16 protein-coding genes are annotated in these 18,024 nt (G+C 70.2%); 14 read left to right on the top strand and 2 right to left on the bottom strand.

Going from position 1 to position 18,024, the window contains the following annotated elements; genetic code table 11:
• Nucleotides 1–19 precede the first annotated feature (19 nt).
• Complete coding sequence (locus EXE47_RS13040) at nucleotides 20–2,236, bottom strand: ATP-dependent DNA helicase (protein WP_137708403.1); 2,217 nt, start codon at nucleotides 2,234–2,236, stop codon at nucleotides 20–22.
• A 148-nt stretch (nucleotides 2,237–2,384) separates the two neighbouring features.
• Here EXE47_RS13040 and EXE47_RS13035 point away from each other — a divergent pair, with 148 nt between their 5' ends.
• The 14 genes from EXE47_RS13035 (at nucleotide 2,385) to argF (ending at nucleotide 17,692) form a co-directional block, all read left to right on the top strand.
• Nucleotides 2,385–2,885: an ACT domain-containing protein gene (locus EXE47_RS13035; RefSeq protein WP_089308480.1), complete on the top strand. Its 501-nt coding sequence runs from the start codon at nucleotides 2,385–2,387 to the stop codon at nucleotides 2,883–2,885.
• A 182-nt stretch (nucleotides 2,886–3,067) separates the two neighbouring features.
• Nucleotides 3,068–4,099, top strand: coding sequence for a DNA repair and recombination protein RadA (radA, locus tag EXE47_RS13030; protein ID WP_049932122.1), 1,032 nt, complete (start codon nucleotides 3,068–3,070; stop codon nucleotides 4,097–4,099).
• A 495-nt stretch (nucleotides 4,100–4,594) separates the two neighbouring features.
• Nucleotides 4,595–6,322, top strand: a complete 1,728-nt coding sequence (locus EXE47_RS13025; RefSeq protein WP_199237898.1) for an ammonium transporter — start codon at nucleotides 4,595–4,597, stop codon at nucleotides 6,320–6,322.
• A 111-nt stretch (nucleotides 6,323–6,433) separates the two neighbouring features.
• Nucleotides 6,434–7,771 carry a glutamate-1-semialdehyde 2,1-aminomutase gene (locus tag EXE47_RS13020; RefSeq protein WP_089308481.1) on the top strand — a complete coding sequence of 446 codons (1,338 nt, stop codon included), beginning with the start codon at nucleotides 6,434–6,436 and terminating at the stop codon, nucleotides 7,769–7,771.
• A 360-nt stretch (nucleotides 7,772–8,131) separates the two neighbouring features.
• Nucleotides 8,132–9,373: an argininosuccinate synthase gene (locus EXE47_RS13015; RefSeq protein ID WP_089308482.1), complete on the top strand. Its 1,242-nt coding sequence runs from the start codon at nucleotides 8,132–8,134 to the stop codon at nucleotides 9,371–9,373.
• On the top strand, nucleotides 9,374–10,882 hold the full coding sequence (gene argH, locus EXE47_RS13010) for an argininosuccinate lyase (protein WP_089308483.1): 1,509 nt from the start codon (nucleotides 9,374–9,376) through the stop codon (nucleotides 10,880–10,882).
• A complete protein-coding gene (locus tag EXE47_RS18480) occupies nucleotides 10,879–11,043 on the top strand; it encodes a hypothetical protein (RefSeq protein ID WP_158293613.1) in 165 nt (54 codons plus the stop codon). The genes argH and EXE47_RS18480 overlap by 4 nt, the downstream gene beginning before the upstream one ends.
• 132 nt (nucleotides 11,044–11,175) lie before the next feature.
• Complete coding sequence (gene lysW / locus EXE47_RS13005) at nucleotides 11,176–11,364, top strand: lysine biosynthesis protein LysW (protein WP_049932116.1); 189 nt, start codon at nucleotides 11,176–11,178, stop codon at nucleotides 11,362–11,364.
• 79 nt (nucleotides 11,365–11,443) lie between these two features.
• Complete coding sequence (gene lysX / locus EXE47_RS13000; protein WP_089308484.1) at nucleotides 11,444–12,385, top strand: lysine biosynthesis protein LysX; 942 nt, start codon at nucleotides 11,444–11,446, stop codon at nucleotides 12,383–12,385.
• Nucleotides 12,382–13,458, top strand: a complete 1,077-nt coding sequence (argC, locus tag EXE47_RS12995) for an N-acetyl-gamma-glutamyl-phosphate reductase (RefSeq protein ID WP_089308485.1) — start codon at nucleotides 12,382–12,384, stop codon at nucleotides 13,456–13,458. The genes lysX and argC overlap by 4 nt, the downstream gene beginning before the upstream one ends.
• On the top strand, nucleotides 13,455–14,423 hold the full coding sequence (locus EXE47_RS12990) for an acetylglutamate/acetylaminoadipate kinase (RefSeq protein ID WP_089308486.1): 969 nt from the start codon (nucleotides 13,455–13,457) through the stop codon (nucleotides 14,421–14,423). The genes argC and EXE47_RS12990 overlap by 4 nt, the downstream gene beginning before the upstream one ends.
• Nucleotides 14,420–15,547 carry an aspartate aminotransferase family protein gene (locus tag EXE47_RS12985; RefSeq protein WP_049932109.1) on the top strand — a complete coding sequence of 376 codons (1,128 nt, stop codon included), beginning with the start codon at nucleotides 14,420–14,422 and terminating at the stop codon, nucleotides 15,545–15,547. The genes EXE47_RS12990 and EXE47_RS12985 overlap by 4 nt, the downstream gene beginning before the upstream one ends.
• Nucleotides 15,547–16,728, top strand: coding sequence for a [LysW]-lysine hydrolase (locus EXE47_RS12980; protein WP_089308487.1), 1,182 nt, complete (start codon nucleotides 15,547–15,549; stop codon nucleotides 16,726–16,728). Before EXE47_RS12985 ends, EXE47_RS12980 begins: the two co-directional genes overlap by 1 nt.
• 64 nt (nucleotides 16,729–16,792) lie before the next feature.
• Nucleotides 16,793–17,692 (top strand): ornithine carbamoyltransferase, encoded by a 900-nt coding sequence (gene argF, locus EXE47_RS12975; protein WP_086220589.1) that lies wholly within the window; start codon nucleotides 16,793–16,795, stop codon nucleotides 17,690–17,692.
• Nucleotides 17,693–17,731: 39 nt separating this feature from the next.
• On the opposite strand, the gene EXE47_RS18750 is transcribed toward argF, so the two are convergent.
• Nucleotides 17,732–17,887, bottom strand: coding sequence for a hypothetical protein (locus EXE47_RS18750; protein ID WP_167373085.1), 156 nt, complete (start codon nucleotides 17,885–17,887; stop codon nucleotides 17,732–17,734).
• Between the last annotated feature and the right edge of the window lie 137 nt (nucleotides 17,888–18,024).

The raw sequence follows: 18,024 nt of genomic DNA, 5'->3' as shown, positions 1-18,024 counted from the left end.
GCGAGACCGCGCGCCCGCGTCACGGCGACGGCGGCGGGCCGTCGTACGCGTCGTGGTCCTGATAGAAGTTCAGCATCGCGAACTTCAGCTTCGCGGGGTCGACGTCGAGCAGCTCCTCGCGCTCCTCGGGCGGGAACGCGGACCGGACCGAGTACTTCCCCATGTCGGCAGTCGTGTAGCGCCGGTCCGCGAGGATCCGGACGCCGTAGTCGTCGGGGCCGCGGATCACTCGGCCGAGCGCCTGTCGCGTCTTGCGGATCGTCGGGACCTCGACCGCGTACGTCCACCCCGGGTCGCGGGCGCGGTCGCGGTCCGCGAACGCGCGGTCGTAGGCGTCCTGGACCGCCTCCGTGCGGTCCGAGAGGTGCGGGTACGGGACGCCCACGACGACGACCGTCCGGGCGTCGTCGCCGTCGAAGCTCACGCCCTCGCCGAGCGTCCCCCACAGCGAGGTGAACAGCGCGGCGCCGTCGCTCTCGACGAACTCGCTGCGGAGCCGCTCCTCGTCCTCGCCCGGCCCGTCGAGGTGGATCGGACCGAGGTCGACGGCGTCCGCCGCGGCGCCGCCGGCGGCGCTTCCGCCCCCGCTCGCCCCAGCGAGCCGCTCGTGGTAGCGCTCGGCCTCGGCGTACGACGGGAAGAAGGCGAGCGTGTTGCCCGGGGTAAAGCGGATTGCGTCGCGGAGCAGCGACGACACGGCCTCCTGCGTCTCCGGGTCGTTTCGGTCGGCGGCGAACAGCGGCGGCACGTCGGCGGCGAACGTCCGGCGGTTCGCCTCGGGGTACCCCATCTCGTAGGCCATCGAGGCGATGTCTTCCAGCCCCAGCACGTCCTCGGTCACGTCGAACGGGCGCAGCGTCGCGCTCATCAGGACCGAGGCGGCCACCTCGTCGAACAGCTCGCTCGTGACGCTCCGCGGGATACAGGTGTACAGCTCCGCCCGGCCGTACACCTCGTCGGTGCCGCCGTCGCGCCGGACGGAGAGCACGGGATACTGGCCGAACTCCGCGCCCTCGTCCATCCACGTCGAGATGAACCGGGCGGCCGCGAGCGTCTGCGACTCCGACCGGGTGGTCGCCTCCCCGTCCCGGTAGCGGCGCTCGTACTCCTCGTCTATCGCCTGGCCGAGCTGGACGGCGAGCTCGGTCTCCGCGTCGATCCCCGTCCCCTCGTAGTTGCGGAGGAACGCGAGCGTGAGGTCGTCGCGGCGGTCGTCGTTGGCGACCGCAATGTCCTCCCAGTTCTCCGTCACGGACTCGGAGCCGCCGAAGCCGAGCGCGTCCTCGTACGTCTCGGCGAGGGCGTCGCGGAAGGCGCGGAGGACGTTCTCGGCGGGCTCCGCGCGGGAGTCGTCGCTGTCGGCCACCTCGTCTAAGGCGGCGTCGAGCGTGTTCTCCGTCAGCGTTCGGGTGGCGTGGTCGCGGGCGGCGTCCTCGATGTTGTGCGCCTCGTCGAACACGGTGATTATCTCGCTCGGGTCGCGGTCGATCCACCGGAAGAACTGCTCGCGGATGTTCGGGTCGAGCAGGTGGTGGTAGTTACAAACGACCAGGTCGACCCCCTCCATCCCCTTCTTCAGCAGCTCGTAGCCGCACAGCGCGCGCTCGTCGGCGTACTCGTACACGTCGTCGGGGGTGCGGACGTCATCGAAGAGCCACCCGAAGAAGTCGTCCGTGTCGCGGGTGAGATTGTTGCGGTAGTGTTCGCAGACGTTCGCGGCGTCGTACTCCTCCATCTCCGCCTCCAGCTCGTCGAGTTCGTCCATGACCGACTCGCGGGCCTCGGCGGCGCCCGTATCGCCCTCGCGGCTCTCGGCCAGCAGCTCGCGCTGTCGCGACTCCAGCTCGCGGACCTCGCTCTCCGTCTCGACCATCTCGCGGGTGGTGTCGCGGAGGGTCTGACACTCCTGGTAGTCGACGTCGATGTGGCACATCGACGACTTCCCCTTGAACACGACCGCGCGGATGGGTTCTTCGCGCGTGATCGCGCGGGCGTCCTCGACGAACTGCCGCATCTGCTGGTGGACGTTGGTCGTGATGACGACCGTGCGGTCGTGCTCGCGCGCGTGTTCCAGCGCGGGCACGAGCGCCGAGAGGGTCTTCCCGGTCCCGGGCGCCCCCTCGAACAGCACGTCCTGTCCGCGGTCCAGCGCGTTGGCGACCCGGTCCATCGCCTCGCGCTGGTTCGGGTACGGCTCCTCGTATGGGAAGAACCGCAGGTGCGGCGACTCTGACACGGGGCGGAGTTCGGCGGCGTCGGCTAAAAGGGGTCGGGTGGCGGGGCGGAAGTGGTCCGGGCCGGCGGGGTCGCCAGACGACCGCGACGCGACCGGCCGCGACGCACCCGCCTTTTTAACGCCCGGCTGCGACCACTCCCGACAACGAATGTTCGACGAGATCCTCGAGAAGTTCGAGGGGTCACCCAGCCAGCAGGCGGTGATCCGGCTGTTCTTGGAGCGCGGCTTCTCCGTCAACGAGGAGGGGCGGGTCGTCTCCGGCGGGATCGAGATCCCCTACACCGGCATCGCGCGCGAGCTCGACGTGGACCGGCGCGTCGTGGACTCGACGACCGACGCGATCCTGGCCGACCCCGAGCTGAAGCGCATCTTCACCAACATCTCGTCGGTCCCGAGCCTGATGGACCTCGCCCCGGTCCTCGACCTGACGGTGCTCACCATCGAGGTCGCGGCCGCCGACGAGGCCGGGATCGTCGCCGAGGTGACGGGGATCCTGGCCGACCGCGGCGTCTCGATCCGGCAGGTGCTGAGCGAGGACCCCGAGTTCACCGACGACCCGAAGCTGTACGTGATCACCGACGCCGAGCTGTCGGGCGACCTGCTCGTGGAGATCCGCGACCTCGGGTACGTCCGCCGCGTCGGCTTCTGAGGACCCGACCGCCGGGTCGCCCCTGACCCCTCGACCAGTTTCACCGCGCGACGGAGCGGGCCGCTCCGACGAACGCTTTCGAGAGATAGCGAACCGCGACCGAGCGGTGACGCTCGGCGAACTTCACTTTCACTCGGGTGTAAACCAGTCTTTATACGGGATGGCAAACAAGCACTGTGTACATGCCTGAAGACGAACTCGAGGACCTCCCCGGCGTCGGCCCGGCAACCGCGGACAAGCTCGTGGACAACGGATTCGAGAGTTACCAGTCGATCGCCGTCGCGAGCCCCGGCGAGATGTCGAACACGGCCGACATCGGCGAGTCGTCCGCCGCCGACATCATCAACGCCGCCCGCGACGCCGCCGACGTCGGCGGCTTCGAGACCGGCGCGAGCGTGCTGGAGCGCCGCCAGGAGATCGGCAAGCTCTCCTGGCAGATCGACGAGGTGGACGACCTGCTCGGCGGCGGCATCGAGACGCAGTCGATCACGGAGGTGTACGGCGAGTTCGGGTCCGGGAAGTCGCAGGTCACCCACCAGATGGCGGTCAACGTCCAGCTGGAGCCGGAGAACGGCGGCCTCGACGGCGGCTGTATCTTCGTCGACTCCGAGGACACGTTCCGACCGGAGCGGATCGACGACATGGTCCGCGGGCTCGACGACGAGATCCTCGCCGACGAGATGGAGCGCCGCGAGATCGAGGGGACGCCCTCGGACGAGGAGGCGCTCGAAGAGCTCGTCGAGGCGTTCCTCGACCAGATCCACGTCGCGAAGGCGTTCAACTCCAACCACCAGATCCTGCTCGCCGAGAAGGCGAAGGAGCTGGCCGGCGAACACGAGGAGACGGAATGGCCGATCCGGATCGTCTGCGTCGACTCGCTCACCGCGCACTTCCGCGCGGAGTACGTCGGTCGGGGCGAGCTTGCGGATCGCCAGCAGAAGCTCAACAAACACCTCCACGACCTGATGCGGATCGGCGACCTGTTCAACACCGCCATCCTCGTCACGAACCAGGTCGCGTCGAATCCCGACTCGTACTTCGGCGACCCGACGCAGGCGATCGGCGGCAACATCCTCGGACACGCCTCCACGTTCCGGATGTACCTCCGCAAGTCGAAGGGCGACAAGCGGATCGTCCGCCTCGTCGACGCGCCGAACCTCGCCGACGGCGAGGCCGTGATGCGCGTCCAGAACGAGGGTCTGAAGCCGGAATAACGGTATTTCCGGGACATCGGTCAGCGGAGAGGGCAGTCTGACACCGCCGAGATATCGATTCCGTCGAGGAACCGCGAGACGGGTTGACAAACGTCTACTTCTGCCGACGAGGCCGGAACGACCCGAATTCGGGACGGAGAGCCCGTGCGGCGCCCAAGCGCGGGACGGCGGCGCGGCAATACTCGCCAGAGGGGACCGCGCCCGCCCCGAGAGCGCCGCTCGGCGACGGATCACGCCGAAATAGATAGCTGAGCTACACAACGACCGTCGAGTTCGAGCGCAACAATTGCGGCGGAACCGCGAGAAAAACGTCCTTATATTCCATAGCCACGTCCTTATATCGGACGACCGCCGTATTATCAACCGTGTTTTTTGTGAAACTCAACTCTAACGTTTATGTATAGGCGTTCCCGGGAATCGAAACGTGATTCAGCACATGAACACGAGCGAAGCACGGTTTGAATCGGACGAGCGTTCAGTAGAGGTGGATGAATTGTGACGGGCGGCGTCCTCGCCACGATCGATCCGAGCACGTTCGCGTCCGCGATGAACGGGACGTGGATCCTCGTCGTGACGTTCCTCATCTTCTTCATGCACGCCGGCTTCGCCATGCTGGAGGCCGGGCAGGTGCGGTCGAAGAACGTCGCCAACCAGCTGACGAAGAACCTCCTGACGTGGAGCGTCGGGGTGGCGGTGTTCTTCCTCATCGGCACGGCGTTCACGAGCCTCGTGAACGGGTCGTCGGGGATCGCCTCCGCCGCGGGATCGCTGTACTCCGGCGGCGAACTCGCCGTCAAGTCGGGCGTGGTTGGTCCCTACGTCAACTGGCTCTACGGCGCGGTGTTCGCGATGACCGCAGCGACGATCGTCTCCGGGGCGGTCGCGGGTCGCGCGAAGCTCCGCGCGTACGTCACCTACACGTTCCTCCTGGCCGCGGTCATCTACCCGATGGTCATCGCCTTCACGTGGTCGGCCTCCGGTGACGGGCTCGTCGCACAGCTGACGGGCACCGCGTTCCACGACTTCGCCGGCGGCATGATCGTCCACGGCATGGGCGGCATCGCGGGCCTCACGGCCGCGGCCATCCTCGGGCCGCGGATGGACCGCTACGGGAAGGACGGCTCGACGAACGTCATCCCCGGTCACTCGCTGACGTTCGCCGTGCTGGGGACGCTCGTCCTCGCGTTCGGCTGGTACGGCTTCAACGTCGGCACGGCGTCAGTGGTCAGCGGCGGCGTGTTCAACACGCTGACGCTCAACCTCGTCGCGATGGGGACGACGATCGCGATGGCGTCCGGCGGGATCGGCGCCGCGCTCGTCGTCTGGGCGAAGACCGGGAAGGTCGACACCCTCTACGTCGCCAACGGCCTGCTCGCCGGGCTCGTCGGCATCACCGCAATCCCCGACACCACGGCATGGTGGGGCGCCGTCGTCGTCGGCGGGCTCGCCGGCGCGCAGCTCCCGATCGTCTTCGAGTTCGTCTCGGACAACCTGAAGATCGACGACGTCTGCGCGGTGTTCCCGGTTCACGGGAGTGCTGGCGTTCTCGGGACGCTCCTCTTCCCGTTCGTCGCCGCACCGGGTCAGCTCAGCGCGGGCATCGGCGCCCACTTCGTCGCTCAGCTCGTCGGCGTGGTCATCATCGGCGGCTGGACGATCACCGCAACCGGTGCGGTCTGGTACGTGCTCAAGCTCGCCGGCGAGGCGCGCGTCACCGCCGAGCACGAACAGGAGGGCCTCGACATCTCCGAACACGGCGTCGAGACCTACCCCGAGTTCGGCGGCGACCGCGTCGCGACCGACGGCGGCCCGTCGGTGATCGACACGACCGAGTCCGATGGGGAGTCTCCCCGGGCCGACGGCGGCGCGGCGGCCGGCACGGACATCAAGATGGTCACGGCGGTCGTCCGCCCCGACAAGCTCGGAGACATCAAGCAGGCGCTCGCGGAGATCAACGCCCCCTCGCTGACGGTGACGAACGTCTCCGGTCGCGGCAGCCAGCCCGCGAAGAAGGGCCAGTGGCGCGGCGAGGAGTTCACCGTCGATCTCCACCAGAAGGTGAAAGTCGAGGTCGTCGTGGCCGACATCCCGGCCGACGAGGTCGCGGACGCCATCGCCGACGCCGCGAAGACCGGCGAGGCCGGCGACGGCAAGGTGTTCATCATGCCGGTGGAGGACGCGCTCCAAGTCCGCACCGGTGCGACCGGAACGGAGGCGGTGTAGCGACGCTCCCGGCGGGCAGACACCGCGCACGGATCGACGGACGGACTTTTTTCGGGCGGGCGTGACGGCGGTTCGGCAACTACTTTCAGCCCGCCGACCCAACCGGTCGGTATGAACCACGAGCGCTCGCGCGAGTTGTACGACCGCGCGCTGTCGGTCATGCCGGGCGGCGTCAACTCCTCGGTCCGGGCGACGATGCCGCACCCGTTCTTCGTCGAGCGCGGCGACGGCGGCCAAGTGATCGACGCCGACGGGAACCGCTACGTCGACTGGGTGATGGGGTACGGCCCCCTCCTTTACGGCCACGACCTGCCCGACCCGGTGGAGGCGGCGGTCCAGTCGCACGTCGCGGAGGGACCGATGTACGGCGCGCCCACGGAGATCGAGGTCGAACACGCCGAGTTCGTGGCGCGGCACGTCCCGAGCGTCGAGTCGATCCGCTTCGTCAACTCCGGCACGGAGGCGACCGTCTCGGCGGTCCGACTGGCGCGCGGCCACACCGACCGCGACAAGATCGTCGTGATGCGGGGCGGCTACCACGGCGCGCAGGAGTCGACGCTCGTGGAAGGGTCGCCGGGCGACGCGCACCCGTCGACGGCGGGGATCCCGGAGGCGTTCGCCGAGCACACCCTGCCGATCCCGTTCAACGACCCGCAGGCGGCGAAGGAGGTGTTCGCGGAACACGGCGACGAGATCGCGGCCGTCCTCGTCGAGCCGATACTCGCCAACAAGGGGATCGTGATGCCCGTCGACGGCTACCACGAGACGCTGCGGGACCTCTGTGACGACCACGGCTCGCTACTGATCTTCGACGAGGTGATCACCGGGTTCCGGGTGGGCGGCCTCGGCTGCGCCCAGTCGAAGTTCGGCGTCACCCCCGACGTGACGACGTTCGGGAAGATCATCGGCGGCGGCTTCCCGGTCGGCGCGATCGGCGGGAAAGCGGAGATCATCGAGGGGTTCACGCCCGCTGGCGAGGTGTTCCAGTCCGGCACCTTCTCCGGGCACCCGGTGACGATGGCCGCCGGGAAGGCCGGGCTGGAGTACGCGGCCGAAAACGACGTGTACGAGCACGTCAACCGCCTCGGTCGGCAGCTCCGGGAGGGGATCGCCGAGATCTGCGCCGAGCGCGCGCCGGAGTACACCGTCGTCGGCACCGACTCGATGTTCAAGACGGTGTTCACCCGCGAGGCGCCGGACGACGTCGACGCCTGTTGCGCGGGCGGCTGTCGGCAGGACCCGGACTGCGCCCGGTACGACTCGTGCCCAAAGACGGGCGCCGACGTGGCCGACGCTGCGACCGACCGCTGGGAGCGGGTGTTCTGGCAGAAGATGAAAGACCGAGGCGTGTTCCTCACCGCGAACCAGTACGAGTGTCAGTTCACCTCCTACGCGCACACGGAGGAGGACGTCGAGACGACGCTCGAAGCGTACCGCGAGGCGCTGTAGACCGGGCGACCGGCGATCTCCGGGCCGTCCGGCAAACCTTGCGCGCGCCGGGCGGTGCGGAACAGTTTTATATCGGAGATCGGTACATACACGCGATGACCGCAGTGGCTCGTCTCGACGCCGCCCTTCTCCGAGGCCGACGAGCCCTGCGACCGCGACGAGACGTCCGACCGCCGCGACCGGCTTCCGGCGCGGCGCGACGACGAGGCCCTTCGGGCCAGTAATCTTCATCCCTCGTCGCGTTCGCGCCGTTCCGTTCCGGAGAGTCTCGACTATCGTCACCGCGAGCGGCCGCGCTGTCTTTTTCTTACAATCTTGAAACCGCTGAATTTAAGACCGTAGGCCGGGTGTACTCTGGTAATGACGAGCGTTACACTCGCGTTCAGCGGGGGACTCGACACCACGGTCTGCGTACCGCTGCTGAAAGAGGAGTACGGCTACGACGAGGTCATCGGCGTGAACGTCGACGTCGGCCAGCCCACCGAGGAGTTCGACGAGGCCGAGGAGACCGCCGAGGCGCTGGGGCTCGACATCCACGTCGTCGACGCGAAGGATGAGTTCGCGGACCTCTGTTTCGACGCGGTGAAGTCCAACGCCAGCTATCAGGGCTACCCGCTCGGGACCGCCCTCGCGCGCCCGGTCATCGCCGAGGCGATCCTCGGCGTCGCCGAGGAGCAGGGCTGTGACGCCATCGCCCACGGCTGTACGGGGAAGGGGAACGACCAGCTCCGGTTCGAGGCCGTCTGGCGCGGCTCCGATCTTGAAGTGATCGCCCCCGTGCGCGAACTCGGCCTCACCCGCGAGTGGGAGATCGACTACGCCGCGGAGAAGGACCTGCCCGTCGAGGCCGGCGACGGCGGCGTCTGGTCCATCGACGAGAACATCTGGTCGCGCGCGGTCGAGGGCGGGAAGCTGGAGAACCCGAACTACGAGCCGCCGGAGGACATCTACGAGTGGACCGCCGAGCCGGAGGGCGAGACCACCATCGAGGTGACGTTCGAGGAGGGGATCCCCGTCGCCGTCGACGGCGAGGCGATGGACCCCGTGCCGCTCATCCAGCACCTCAACGAGCACGCCGGGGGGTACGGCGTCGGCCGCACCGACGTGATGGAGGACCGCATGCTCGGGCTGAAGGTGCGCGAGAACTACGAGCACCCGGCCGCGACGGTCCTGCTGACGGCCCACCAGGCACTCGAAGATCTCGTCCTGACGAAGAACGAGCGCTCGTTCAAGAAGGGGATCGAGCAGGAGTGGTCGGAGAAGGCGTACGAGGGGCTCGTGTTCGCGCCCGTCGTCGACGCGCTGAACGCCTTCGTCGACGAGACGCAGGACGTGGTGACCGGCACGGCGACCGTGAAGGTGTCCGGCGGCGACTGCCGCGTCGTCGCCCGCGACTCCGAGTACGCCGTCTACTCCGAGGAGATGGCCTCGTTCAACACCGAGGACGTCGCCGGCATCGCCCAGTCGGACGCGACGGGCGTCGCGAAGTACCACGGACTCCAGGAGCGCCTCGCCAACGACGTGAAGGCGAGCGTCTCGAAGCCCGAGCTCGCGACGGACGGGTCCGGCGAGACGGACGGGTCCGACGCGGACGATAACTAGATGACCGACGACGATCCCGACGCGAGCGACGCGGACGAGGCGGCCGGCGGTGACGACACCGCCGTCCGGCGCGAGCGCTTCAGCGGCGGACCTGCCCGCGAGTTCCTGTCGAGCCTCGCGGCCGACGCCGCAATCTTCGAGGCGGACCTCGCCGTCGACCGGGCGCACACGGTGATGCTCGCCGAACAGGGGGTCGTCGACGGCGGGGTCGCGGGCGAGATACTCGCCGCGCTCGACGAGGTGGAGGCCGCCGGCCACGGCGCGCTCCCGGACGGCGAGGACGTCCACGAGGCGATCGAGACCGCCGTCATCGACCGGGTCGGCCCGGACGGCGGCCGGATGCACACCGCCCGCTCGCGCAACGACGAGGTGGCGACGTGTATCCGGTACCGGCTGCGCGAGGACCTGCTCGACGCCGCCGAGGCGACCGTCGCCGCCCGGGAGGCGCTCGTCGAGGTCGCCGAGGAACACGCGGAGACGGTGATGCCGGGGTACACCCACCTCCAGCCGGCACAGCCGACGACGGTCGCGCACTACCTGCTGTCGTACGAGGGCGGGCTCGCGCGCGACACGGAGCGGCTCCTGGACGCGTACGACCGCGTCAACCGGTCGCCGCTCGGCGCGGCCGCGTTCGCCGGGACGCCGTTCGACGTCGACCGCGACCGGACCGCGGAGCTGCTCGGCTTCGACGGGACGGTCCGCAACTCGATGGACGCCGCCTCGGCGCGCGACTTCCTCGCGGAGACGGCGACGGCGCTCGCGACGCTCGCGACGACGCTATCGGGGCTCGCCGAGGACCTGATCGTTTTCTCGAACAAGGGGGTCCTCGAGCTGGCGGACGCGTACGCCTCGACCTCGTCGATCATGCCCCAGAAGAAGAACCCCGACACGCTGGAGCTGACCCGCGGCGTCGCGGGCGACGCGATCGGGGAGGCGACCGGTACGTTGAGCCTCCTGAAGGGGCTGCCGCGGGCGTACAACCGCGACCTCCAGCGCGCCCACGCGAGCGTCTTCGATATCGCCGGCGACGTGCGCGAAGCGACCGAGATCGCTGCGGGCGCGGTCGCGACCGCCGAGTGGGACGCGGACGCGCTCGCGGCCGCCGCGGGCGAGGGGTTCTCGACGGCCACGGGGGTCGCCGACCTGCTCGCGATGGCGGGCCTCCCGTTCCGGACCGCCCACGAGATCGTCGCGAGCGCCGCCCCCGCGGTCGGAGACGGCGACGACCCAGCGACCGCCGCCGCAAAAGTTGACGAGGCCGCACAGGCGGTACTGGGCGAGTCCCTCTTCGAGCGCGTGTCCCGCGACGAGGTGGAACGCGTCCTCGATCCGGCCGCGAGCGTCGCGAGCCGCGACTCCGCGGGCGGCCCCGCGCCGGAGGCGGTCGCGGCGGACCTGACGGCCGCGACCGCAGGGATCGACGCGGACGCGACGGCGCTCGACGACCGCCGCGAGGCGCTGGCGGCGGCGGCCGAGGCGCTCGACGCGGAGGTGGCGACGTATGAGTGATCGTGGGACCGACCGCGGTGGTCGCCGCGGGCGGACACCGAACCGGCCGCCGCCGCCGAACCGACCGCCGCAGCCGGACCGACTGCGACGACCGCCGCGACCGGGGGTCGACCGACGACCCCCGGTCGCGAACTCGTCTCCGCGAGGAGACGAACAAGTAACTAGGATCTGATAGTCCGGTTCGTCCGGGCGCTTTCGGCCGCTCTCGAACCGATAGCCGTTGCTTTAGCTAGTGTATACTTTTTGGTAAGTTCGGAAGATTTATGGTATCGGGTCACCCAGAGTGGAGTACGATGACAAGCGACACCGACACGCTGACCGCGGAGGACCCGATCGCGGGCGAGGAAATCGAGATCCCGGCCGACGTGGAGGTCGGCGAGATCATCGACAGTCCGGTCACGGGGACCGAGCTGGAGGTCATCTCGCTCGACCCGGTCGTCTTGGAGGAGGCGCCAGAGCTCGAGGAGGACTGGGGCGAGTAGATGGCGACGACCGCCGCGGCCGCGACACCCGAGTGGTCGACATGCGCGTGAACACCGACCCGAACGGAGGGGAATCGACGTGCGCGTAGGCGTCCTCTACTCGCGGATCCGGAAAGACGAGAAGCTCCTGCTCGGCGAGCTCCGCGAGCGGGGCCACGACGTGGCGAAGATCGACGTGCGCAAGGAGCGGTTCGGCCTGGACTCGACGACGGCCGCCGTCGACGACCTCGACCTCGTGGTCGACCGCTGCCTGTCGACGAGCCGGTCGCTGTACGCGACGCGGTTCCTCGACAGCTACGGCGTCCCCGTGGTGAACGGCCCGGAGACGGGCGACGTCTGCGCCGACAAGGCGAAGAACTCGCTCGCGCTCGCCGAGGCGGACGTGCCGACCCCGGCGACGGAGGTCACGTTCACGACGGAGGCCGCCCTAGAGGCGATCGAGTCGTTCGGCTACCCGTGCGTCCTCAAGCCCGTGACCGGCTCGTGGGGGCGGCTGATGGCGAAGATCGACTCGCGGAACGCCGCCGAAGCGATCTTGGAACACAAGGAGACGCTCGGCCACTACGAGCACAAGGTGTTCTACGTCCAGGAGTTCGTCGACAAGCCCGGCCGCGATATCCGCGTGCTGGCGGTCGACGGCGAGCCGGTCGCGGCGATGACGCGCTCCTCGGACCACTGGCTCACGAACGCCGCGAAGGGCGGCGAGACGGAGCCGTTCGAGCTCGACGAACGCGCGACCGAACTCGTCGAGAAGGCCTCGGAGGCCGTCGGCGGCGGTATGCTCGGCGTCGACCTGATGGAGGTGGGAGTCGAGGCGGAATCGGACACCGCCGAGACCGGCGTCGGCGCAGACGGCGACGGCGCGGCCGACGACTATACCGTCCACGAGGTGAACCACACCGTCGAGTTCAAGGCGCTCGACGCGGCCACCGACGTCGACGTCCCGGCGCGGGTCGTCGACTGGCTGGAGGCGAAGGCGACCGAGCTGGCCGACGGAGCCGTCGCGGGGGCCGACGCGTGACCGTAGACGCCGAGGACAGCGGTGCGGCCACCGACGCCTACACCGCCAGCGTCGTCGGCGGCACCGGGTTCACCGGCGGCGAGCTGCTGCGGCTCCTCGCCGGCCATCCGAACTTCGAGGTCGTCCAGGCGACCTCGCGGTCGGCCGACAACATGACCGTCGGGCGCTCGCACCCGAACCTGCGCGGGCTCGACCTTCGCTTCTCGGACCCCGAGGACCTCGAATCGGTCGACGTGCTGTTCGCGGCGACGCCGCACGGCGTCTCGATGGAACGCATCGACGAGTTCACCGAGGCCGCCGACACCGTGGTCGACCTCTCGGCGGACTTCCGGCTCCCCGAGGCCGACGCCTACGACGAGTGGTACGACGGGCACGAGTCGCCGGAGTACTTGGAGCGCGCGGAGTACGCGCTCCCGGAGATCAACCGCGGGAACCTCCCCGGCGCCGACCTGATCGCCGGCGGGGGCTGTAACGCGACCGCGACGATCCTCGGGCTGAAGCCCCTCGTCGACGCCGGCGCGCTCGGTCCCGAGAGCGGCGAGGTCGTCGTCGACGTGAAGGTCGGCTCTTCGGAGGGCGGCGCGGGCGGCGGCGCGGCCTCCTCGCACCCGGAGCGCTCGGGCGTCGTGCGCCCGTACGCCCCGACCGGCCACCGCCACGAGGCGGAGATCGAGGCGTACATCGGGCTCTCCGTCTCCTTCACGGTCCACGCGGTCGACATGGTCCGCGGCGCGAGCGCGACGTGTCACGTCTTCCCCGACGAGCCGGTCTCGAAGGGGGACCTCTGGGGCGCGTACCGCGACGCCTACGCGGACGAACCGTTCGAGCGGATCGTCTCGGGCGGGGGCGGCGTCTACCGCTACCCCGAGCCGAAGGCGGTCGCCGGGACGAACCACGGCGAGGTCGGCTTCGAGCTCGACCCCGGCAACCGCCGTGTGGTCGTCTTCTCGGCGATCGACAACATGATGAAAGGCTCCGCCGGGCAGGCGGTCCACGCGGCGAACGTCGCCCTCGGACTGCCCGAGACGGCGGGCCTCGAGTTCGACGGGCTCCACCCGGTGGGTGCGCCGTGACGGGGAGTGGTTCCGAACCGGCGGCCGAGCCGCCCGTCGTCGTCAAGGTCGGCGGCGCGAAGGCGGTCGACCCGGCCGGCGCGGTCGGCGACGTCGCGCACCTCGCGGCCAACGGGCGCCCCGTCGTCGTCGTCCACGGCGGCTCGACGGTCGTCGACGAGACGCTCGAACGGCTCGGCATCGAGCCCGACTACGTCGAGTCCGCCTCGGGCGTCACCGGGCGGTTCACCGACGCGGAGACGATGGAGGCGTTCGCGATGGCGATGGCCGGCAAGCTCAACACCGAACTGACGGCACAGTTCCGCTCGGCCGGAGTCGACGCGGTCGGCCTCTCCGGGGTCGACGGCGGCCTCCTCGCCGGGCCGCGTAAGTCCGCGGTCCGCGTCGTCGAGGACGGGAAGCGGAAGATCCGGCGCGGCGACCACTCCGGGCGGATCGAGTCGGTGAACGCCGACCTCCTCGCCGACCTCCTCGACGGCGGCTACACGCCGGTCGTCTCGCCGCCGATGGCGGGCGACGAGGGCGACGGCGAGGTGACGGCGGTCAACGCCGACGCCGACCGCGCGGCCGCGGCGGTCGCGGGCGCGCTCGACGCCGACCTCGTCCTCCTGACCGACGTGGCGGGCGTGTACGCCGACCCGGACGACCCCGAGACGCGCATCGACGCGGCCGCGACGCCCGACGAGTTGGCGGCCGTCGAGGACGCGGCCGAGGGGTTCATGAGCAAGAAGGTGATGGCCGCGAGAGAGGCGCTCGAAGGCGGAGCCGGCCGCGTCGTGATCGCGGACGCCAACGTCCGCGACCCGGTCGTCGCCGCGCTCGGCGGCGAGGGGACGACAATCGAGCGGGCGGCGCTCGGCGGCGACGGAACAGCGGGGGGAGACGACGAGGCAGCGGACGGCCAAACCGGAGAGGCGGACGGCGACAGCGGACCCGCCGAGCCCGACGGAGGTGAGACCGCGTGAGCGGCTTCGTCTTCTCGGAGAAGCCGATTGGGATCGCCTCGGGAGATGGGGTACACCTCACCGACACGAACGGCACGGAGTACCTCGACTTCGGGGCCAGCTACGCCTGTACGCCGGTCGGCCACTGCCACCCGGAGGTCGTCGACGCCGCGACGAGCCAACTGGAGGAGCTGCTGTACGTCCAGGCGTCGTACCCGCACGCGGCGCGGACGGCGCTGTACGAGCGGTTGGCCGAGGTCGCGCCCGTCGACGTCGACAACGTCTGGCTCTGTAACTCCGGGACGGAGGCGAACGAGGCCGCGCTGAAGTTCGCCCGGCACGCGACGGGCCGCGAGAAGATAATCGCGACCACGCAGGGGTTCCACGGCCGGACGATGGGGACCCTCGCGACGACGTGGAAGGACAAGTACAAGGACGGGTTCGGCCCGCTCGCGGGCGGCGTCGAGTTCGTCGAGTACGGCGACGCCGAGGCGATGCGCGAGGCGGTCGACGAGGACACCGCCGCGGTCATCTTGGAGCCGCTCCAGGGCGAGGGCGGGATCAACCCCGTCCCGACCGAGTACCTTCAGGCTGTCCGCGTCGCGACCGCCACCTCCGGCGCGGCGATGATCCTCGACGAGATCCAGACCGGGCTCGGGCGCACCGGAGACATGTGGGCCGCCGACCGCCACGACGTGGTACCGGACATCCTCACGACCGCGAAGGGGCTCGGCAGCGGGCTCCCGATCGGCGCGACGCTGTGTCGCGACTGGATCGCCGAGGACTCGGGCGATCACGGCTCGACGTTCTCCGGCGGGCCCGTAGTGTCGGCCGCGGCGGGCGCCACCCTCGACGTGATCGAGCGCGAGGACCTCCCGGCCCACGCCGAGGCGGTCGGGAACTACCTCCGCAGCGAGCTCCGCGACCGCCTCGGCGACGACGTGCGCGACGTGCGCGGCGACGGGCTGATGGTCGGGATCGAGGTGCGCCGCGGGTCGAACCGCCTGCTGCGCGACCTCGCCATCGACCACCAGATCCTCGCGCTGCCGGCGGGGCGGACCGTGCTGCGCCTGCTGCCGCCGCTGACGATCGAGCGCGAGCACGCCGACGCCGTCGTCGACGCGATAGCCGAGGTGGTCGGCTGATGGCGGCCGGCAAGGAACAGGATCGGGAGGGCGGCGAGGCGGCCGACGACGCCGCGGCCGGCGGCACCGACGTCGTCGCCGGCGGCGGCTACCCCGCGGCCTGCGACACGCCCGCCCGGAAGCTGCTGTACGACATGGTCTCGATCCCCTCGCCGTCGCGCAACGAGGAGCGGGCGGCCGAGCGCCTCGTCGACTTCTTCGAGGCGAACGGCCGGAAGGCGTGGATCGACGAGGTCGGCAACGTCCGCGCCCCGGCGAACGACGCCGTGCTCCTCACCTCGCACGTCGACACCGTCCCCGGCGACATCCCTGTCGAGGTGCGGTCCGCGCCGTCCGAGGGCGAGCTGCCGGAGCCCTCCGACGTCCGCGTCGGCGACCCCGGCGACCCCGTGTTGTGGGGTCGCGGGTCGGTCGACGCGACCGGACCGCTCGTCTCGATGGCGGTCGCCGCGGTGAAGACCGGCGTCTCCTTCGCGGGCGTCGTCCGCGAGGAGGTCGACTCCGGCGGCGCGCGCCACCTCATCGGCGACCGCGACGCGCCGGAGGCGGTGGTCAACGGCGAGCCGTCGGGCTGGCAGGGGATCACGCTCGGCTACCGCGGCCTGCTCGAGGGGACGTACGTGAACACCAGCGAGTCGGGCCACTCCTCGCGGCCGGAGCCGAACGCGATCCAGCACGCGATCGACTGGTGGCACGGCGTCGAGGAGGCGTTCACGCCGGACGACGCGGAGACCGCCGTGTTCGACCAGGTGACGACCAAGCCCATCTCGGTCGACGGCGGCCTGAGCGACGACGGCCTCGCCGTGGAGGCGACAGTGGACGTCCAGCTGCGGATCCCGCCGTCGCGGCCGGTCGACGAGATCCACGAGCTCGCGGAGGCGGAGCTGTCGACCGGCACCGTCCGCTGGGGCGAGCCGATGCCGCCCGTGATGGAGAGTCCGCGGACCGACCTCGCGCGGGCGTTCCGCGTCGCGATCCGGTCCGCAGGCGGCGACGTGCGCCTGCTCCGGAAGACCGGCACGAGCGACATGAACCTCTTCGCGGCCGCGTGGGACTGCCCGATGGTCACCTACGGGCCCGGGAACTCCGACCTCGACCACGCGCCCGACGAGCGGCTCCCGCTACCCGACCTCGACCGCGCCGTGCGCGTGCTGACCGAGGTCTGCCGCGAGCGACTGTAACCCGACACACCTCTCCGAAACCGACTGTTTTCGAACGACACCACCACCCGACACCACACCAACGATGCCCCTCGCAACCGACGACTTCCTCGACATCGACGACGTGACGCCCGCCGAACTGGACGCCCTGCTCGACCGCGCCGCCGCGATGAAGGCGGGCGAGACCGACCCTCGACTCGGGGACGCGACGCTGGGGATGATCTTCGAGAAACCCTCGACGCGCACCCGGGTCTCCTTCGAGACGGGCATGACTCGACTCGGCGGCCACGCGATGTTCCTCGGCCCCGACGACATCCAGCTCGGCCACGGCGAGCCGCTGAAGGACACGGCGCGGGTCCTCGGCCGGTACGTCGACGGCGTGATGGCCCGGCTGTTCGACCACGAGGACGTGGAGACCCTCGCCGAGTACGCCGACTGTCCCGTGATCAACGGGCTCACCGACGAGGCGCACCCCTGTCAGACGCTCGCCGACCTCCTCACGATCCGGGAGACGGTCGGCGAGGACGCCACGGTCGCGTGGGTCGGCGACGGCAACAACGTCGGGCAGTCGTTCGTCGTCGGCGCGGCGATGGCCGGCGTCGACGTGGAGGTCGCCACGCCCGCCGACTACGGGATGGACCCCGACGTGTTCGACCGCGCCGCCGAGTTCGGCGCAGACGTGGCGCCGACGGCTGATCCGGCGACCGCTATCGAGGGCGCCGACGTCGTTTACACCGACGTCTGGATCTCGATGGGGCAGGAGGACGAGCGCGAGGAGAAGCTCGCCGCCTTCGACGGGTTCCAGGTGAACGCCGACCTGCTCGCGGACACCGGCGCGAAGGTGATGCACTGCCTGCCCGCGCACCGCGGCGAGGAGATCACGGACGGCGTGCTCGAATCCGACCGGGCATTGGTCTGGGACCAAGCGGAGAACCGGATGCACGCGCAGAACGCGCTGCTCGTCGAGCTGCTCGGCGAGGCGTGAGGGCGCCGCTGGCGGGGCCGAACCGGAACTGCCGCGGCCTCACCGGCGGTACGGCGGCTCGCGGTCGTCCATGAGGAAGACGCTGTCTTGGTTCGGGTCGAAGTACACCTCCAGCGCGCGGAGGGCGCCCACGTACGCCGCGACCGCGGCGAACACGAACGAGATAGCTGCCGGAACGACGAGGCCGAGGACCATACCGAGTCGATCCTGCCGCGGCGGACTAATGCGTGTCGGCGGAGCGGCGGCGCGTGCCGACGAGCGCCCGCGGGGCGCGAGTCGCACGCGCGAGGGACGCGGTGAGCGACGGGCGACCGAAGGGAGCCCGGAGTGAA

Origin of the sequence: Halorubrum sp. GN12_10-3_MGM, assembly GCF_005435235.1 — an archaeon.
Taxonomy (GTDB): domain Archaea; phylum Halobacteriota; class Halobacteria; order Halobacteriales; family Haloferacaceae; genus Halorubrum; species Halorubrum ezzemoulense.
This window is presented reverse-complemented; position numbering and strand designations above follow the sequence as displayed.

Bases quoted from the DNA above. Each gene is read 5' to 3' on its own strand.
- EXE47_RS13020 (WP_089308481.1), top strand. From the start codon at position 6,434: ATGAACCACGAGCGCTCGCGCGAGTTGTACGACCGCGCGCTGTCGGTC.
- EXE47_RS13035 (WP_089308480.1), top strand. From the start codon at position 2,385: ATGTTCGACGAGATCCTCGAGAAGTTCGAGGGGTCACCCAGCCAGCAG.
- radA (WP_049932122.1), top strand. From the start codon at position 3,068: ATGCCTGAAGACGAACTCGAGGACCTCCCCGGCGTCGGCCCGGCAACC.
- lysW (WP_049932116.1), top strand. From the start codon at position 11,176: ATGACAAGCGACACCGACACGCTGACCGCGGAGGACCCGATCGCGGGC.
- EXE47_RS12980 (WP_089308487.1), top strand. From the start codon at position 15,547: ATGGCGGCCGGCAAGGAACAGGATCGGGAGGGCGGCGAGGCGGCCGAC.
- EXE47_RS13015 (WP_089308482.1), top strand. From the start codon at position 8,132: ATGACGAGCGTTACACTCGCGTTCAGCGGGGGACTCGACACCACGGTC.
- EXE47_RS18750 (WP_167373085.1), bottom strand. From the start codon at position 17,887: ATGGTCCTCGGCCTCGTCGTTCCGGCAGCTATCTCGTTCGTGTTCGCC.
- argF (WP_086220589.1), top strand. From the start codon at position 16,793: ATGCCCCTCGCAACCGACGACTTCCTCGACATCGACGACGTGACGCCC.
- argH (WP_089308483.1), top strand. From the start codon at position 9,374: ATGACCGACGACGATCCCGACGCGAGCGACGCGGACGAGGCGGCCGGC.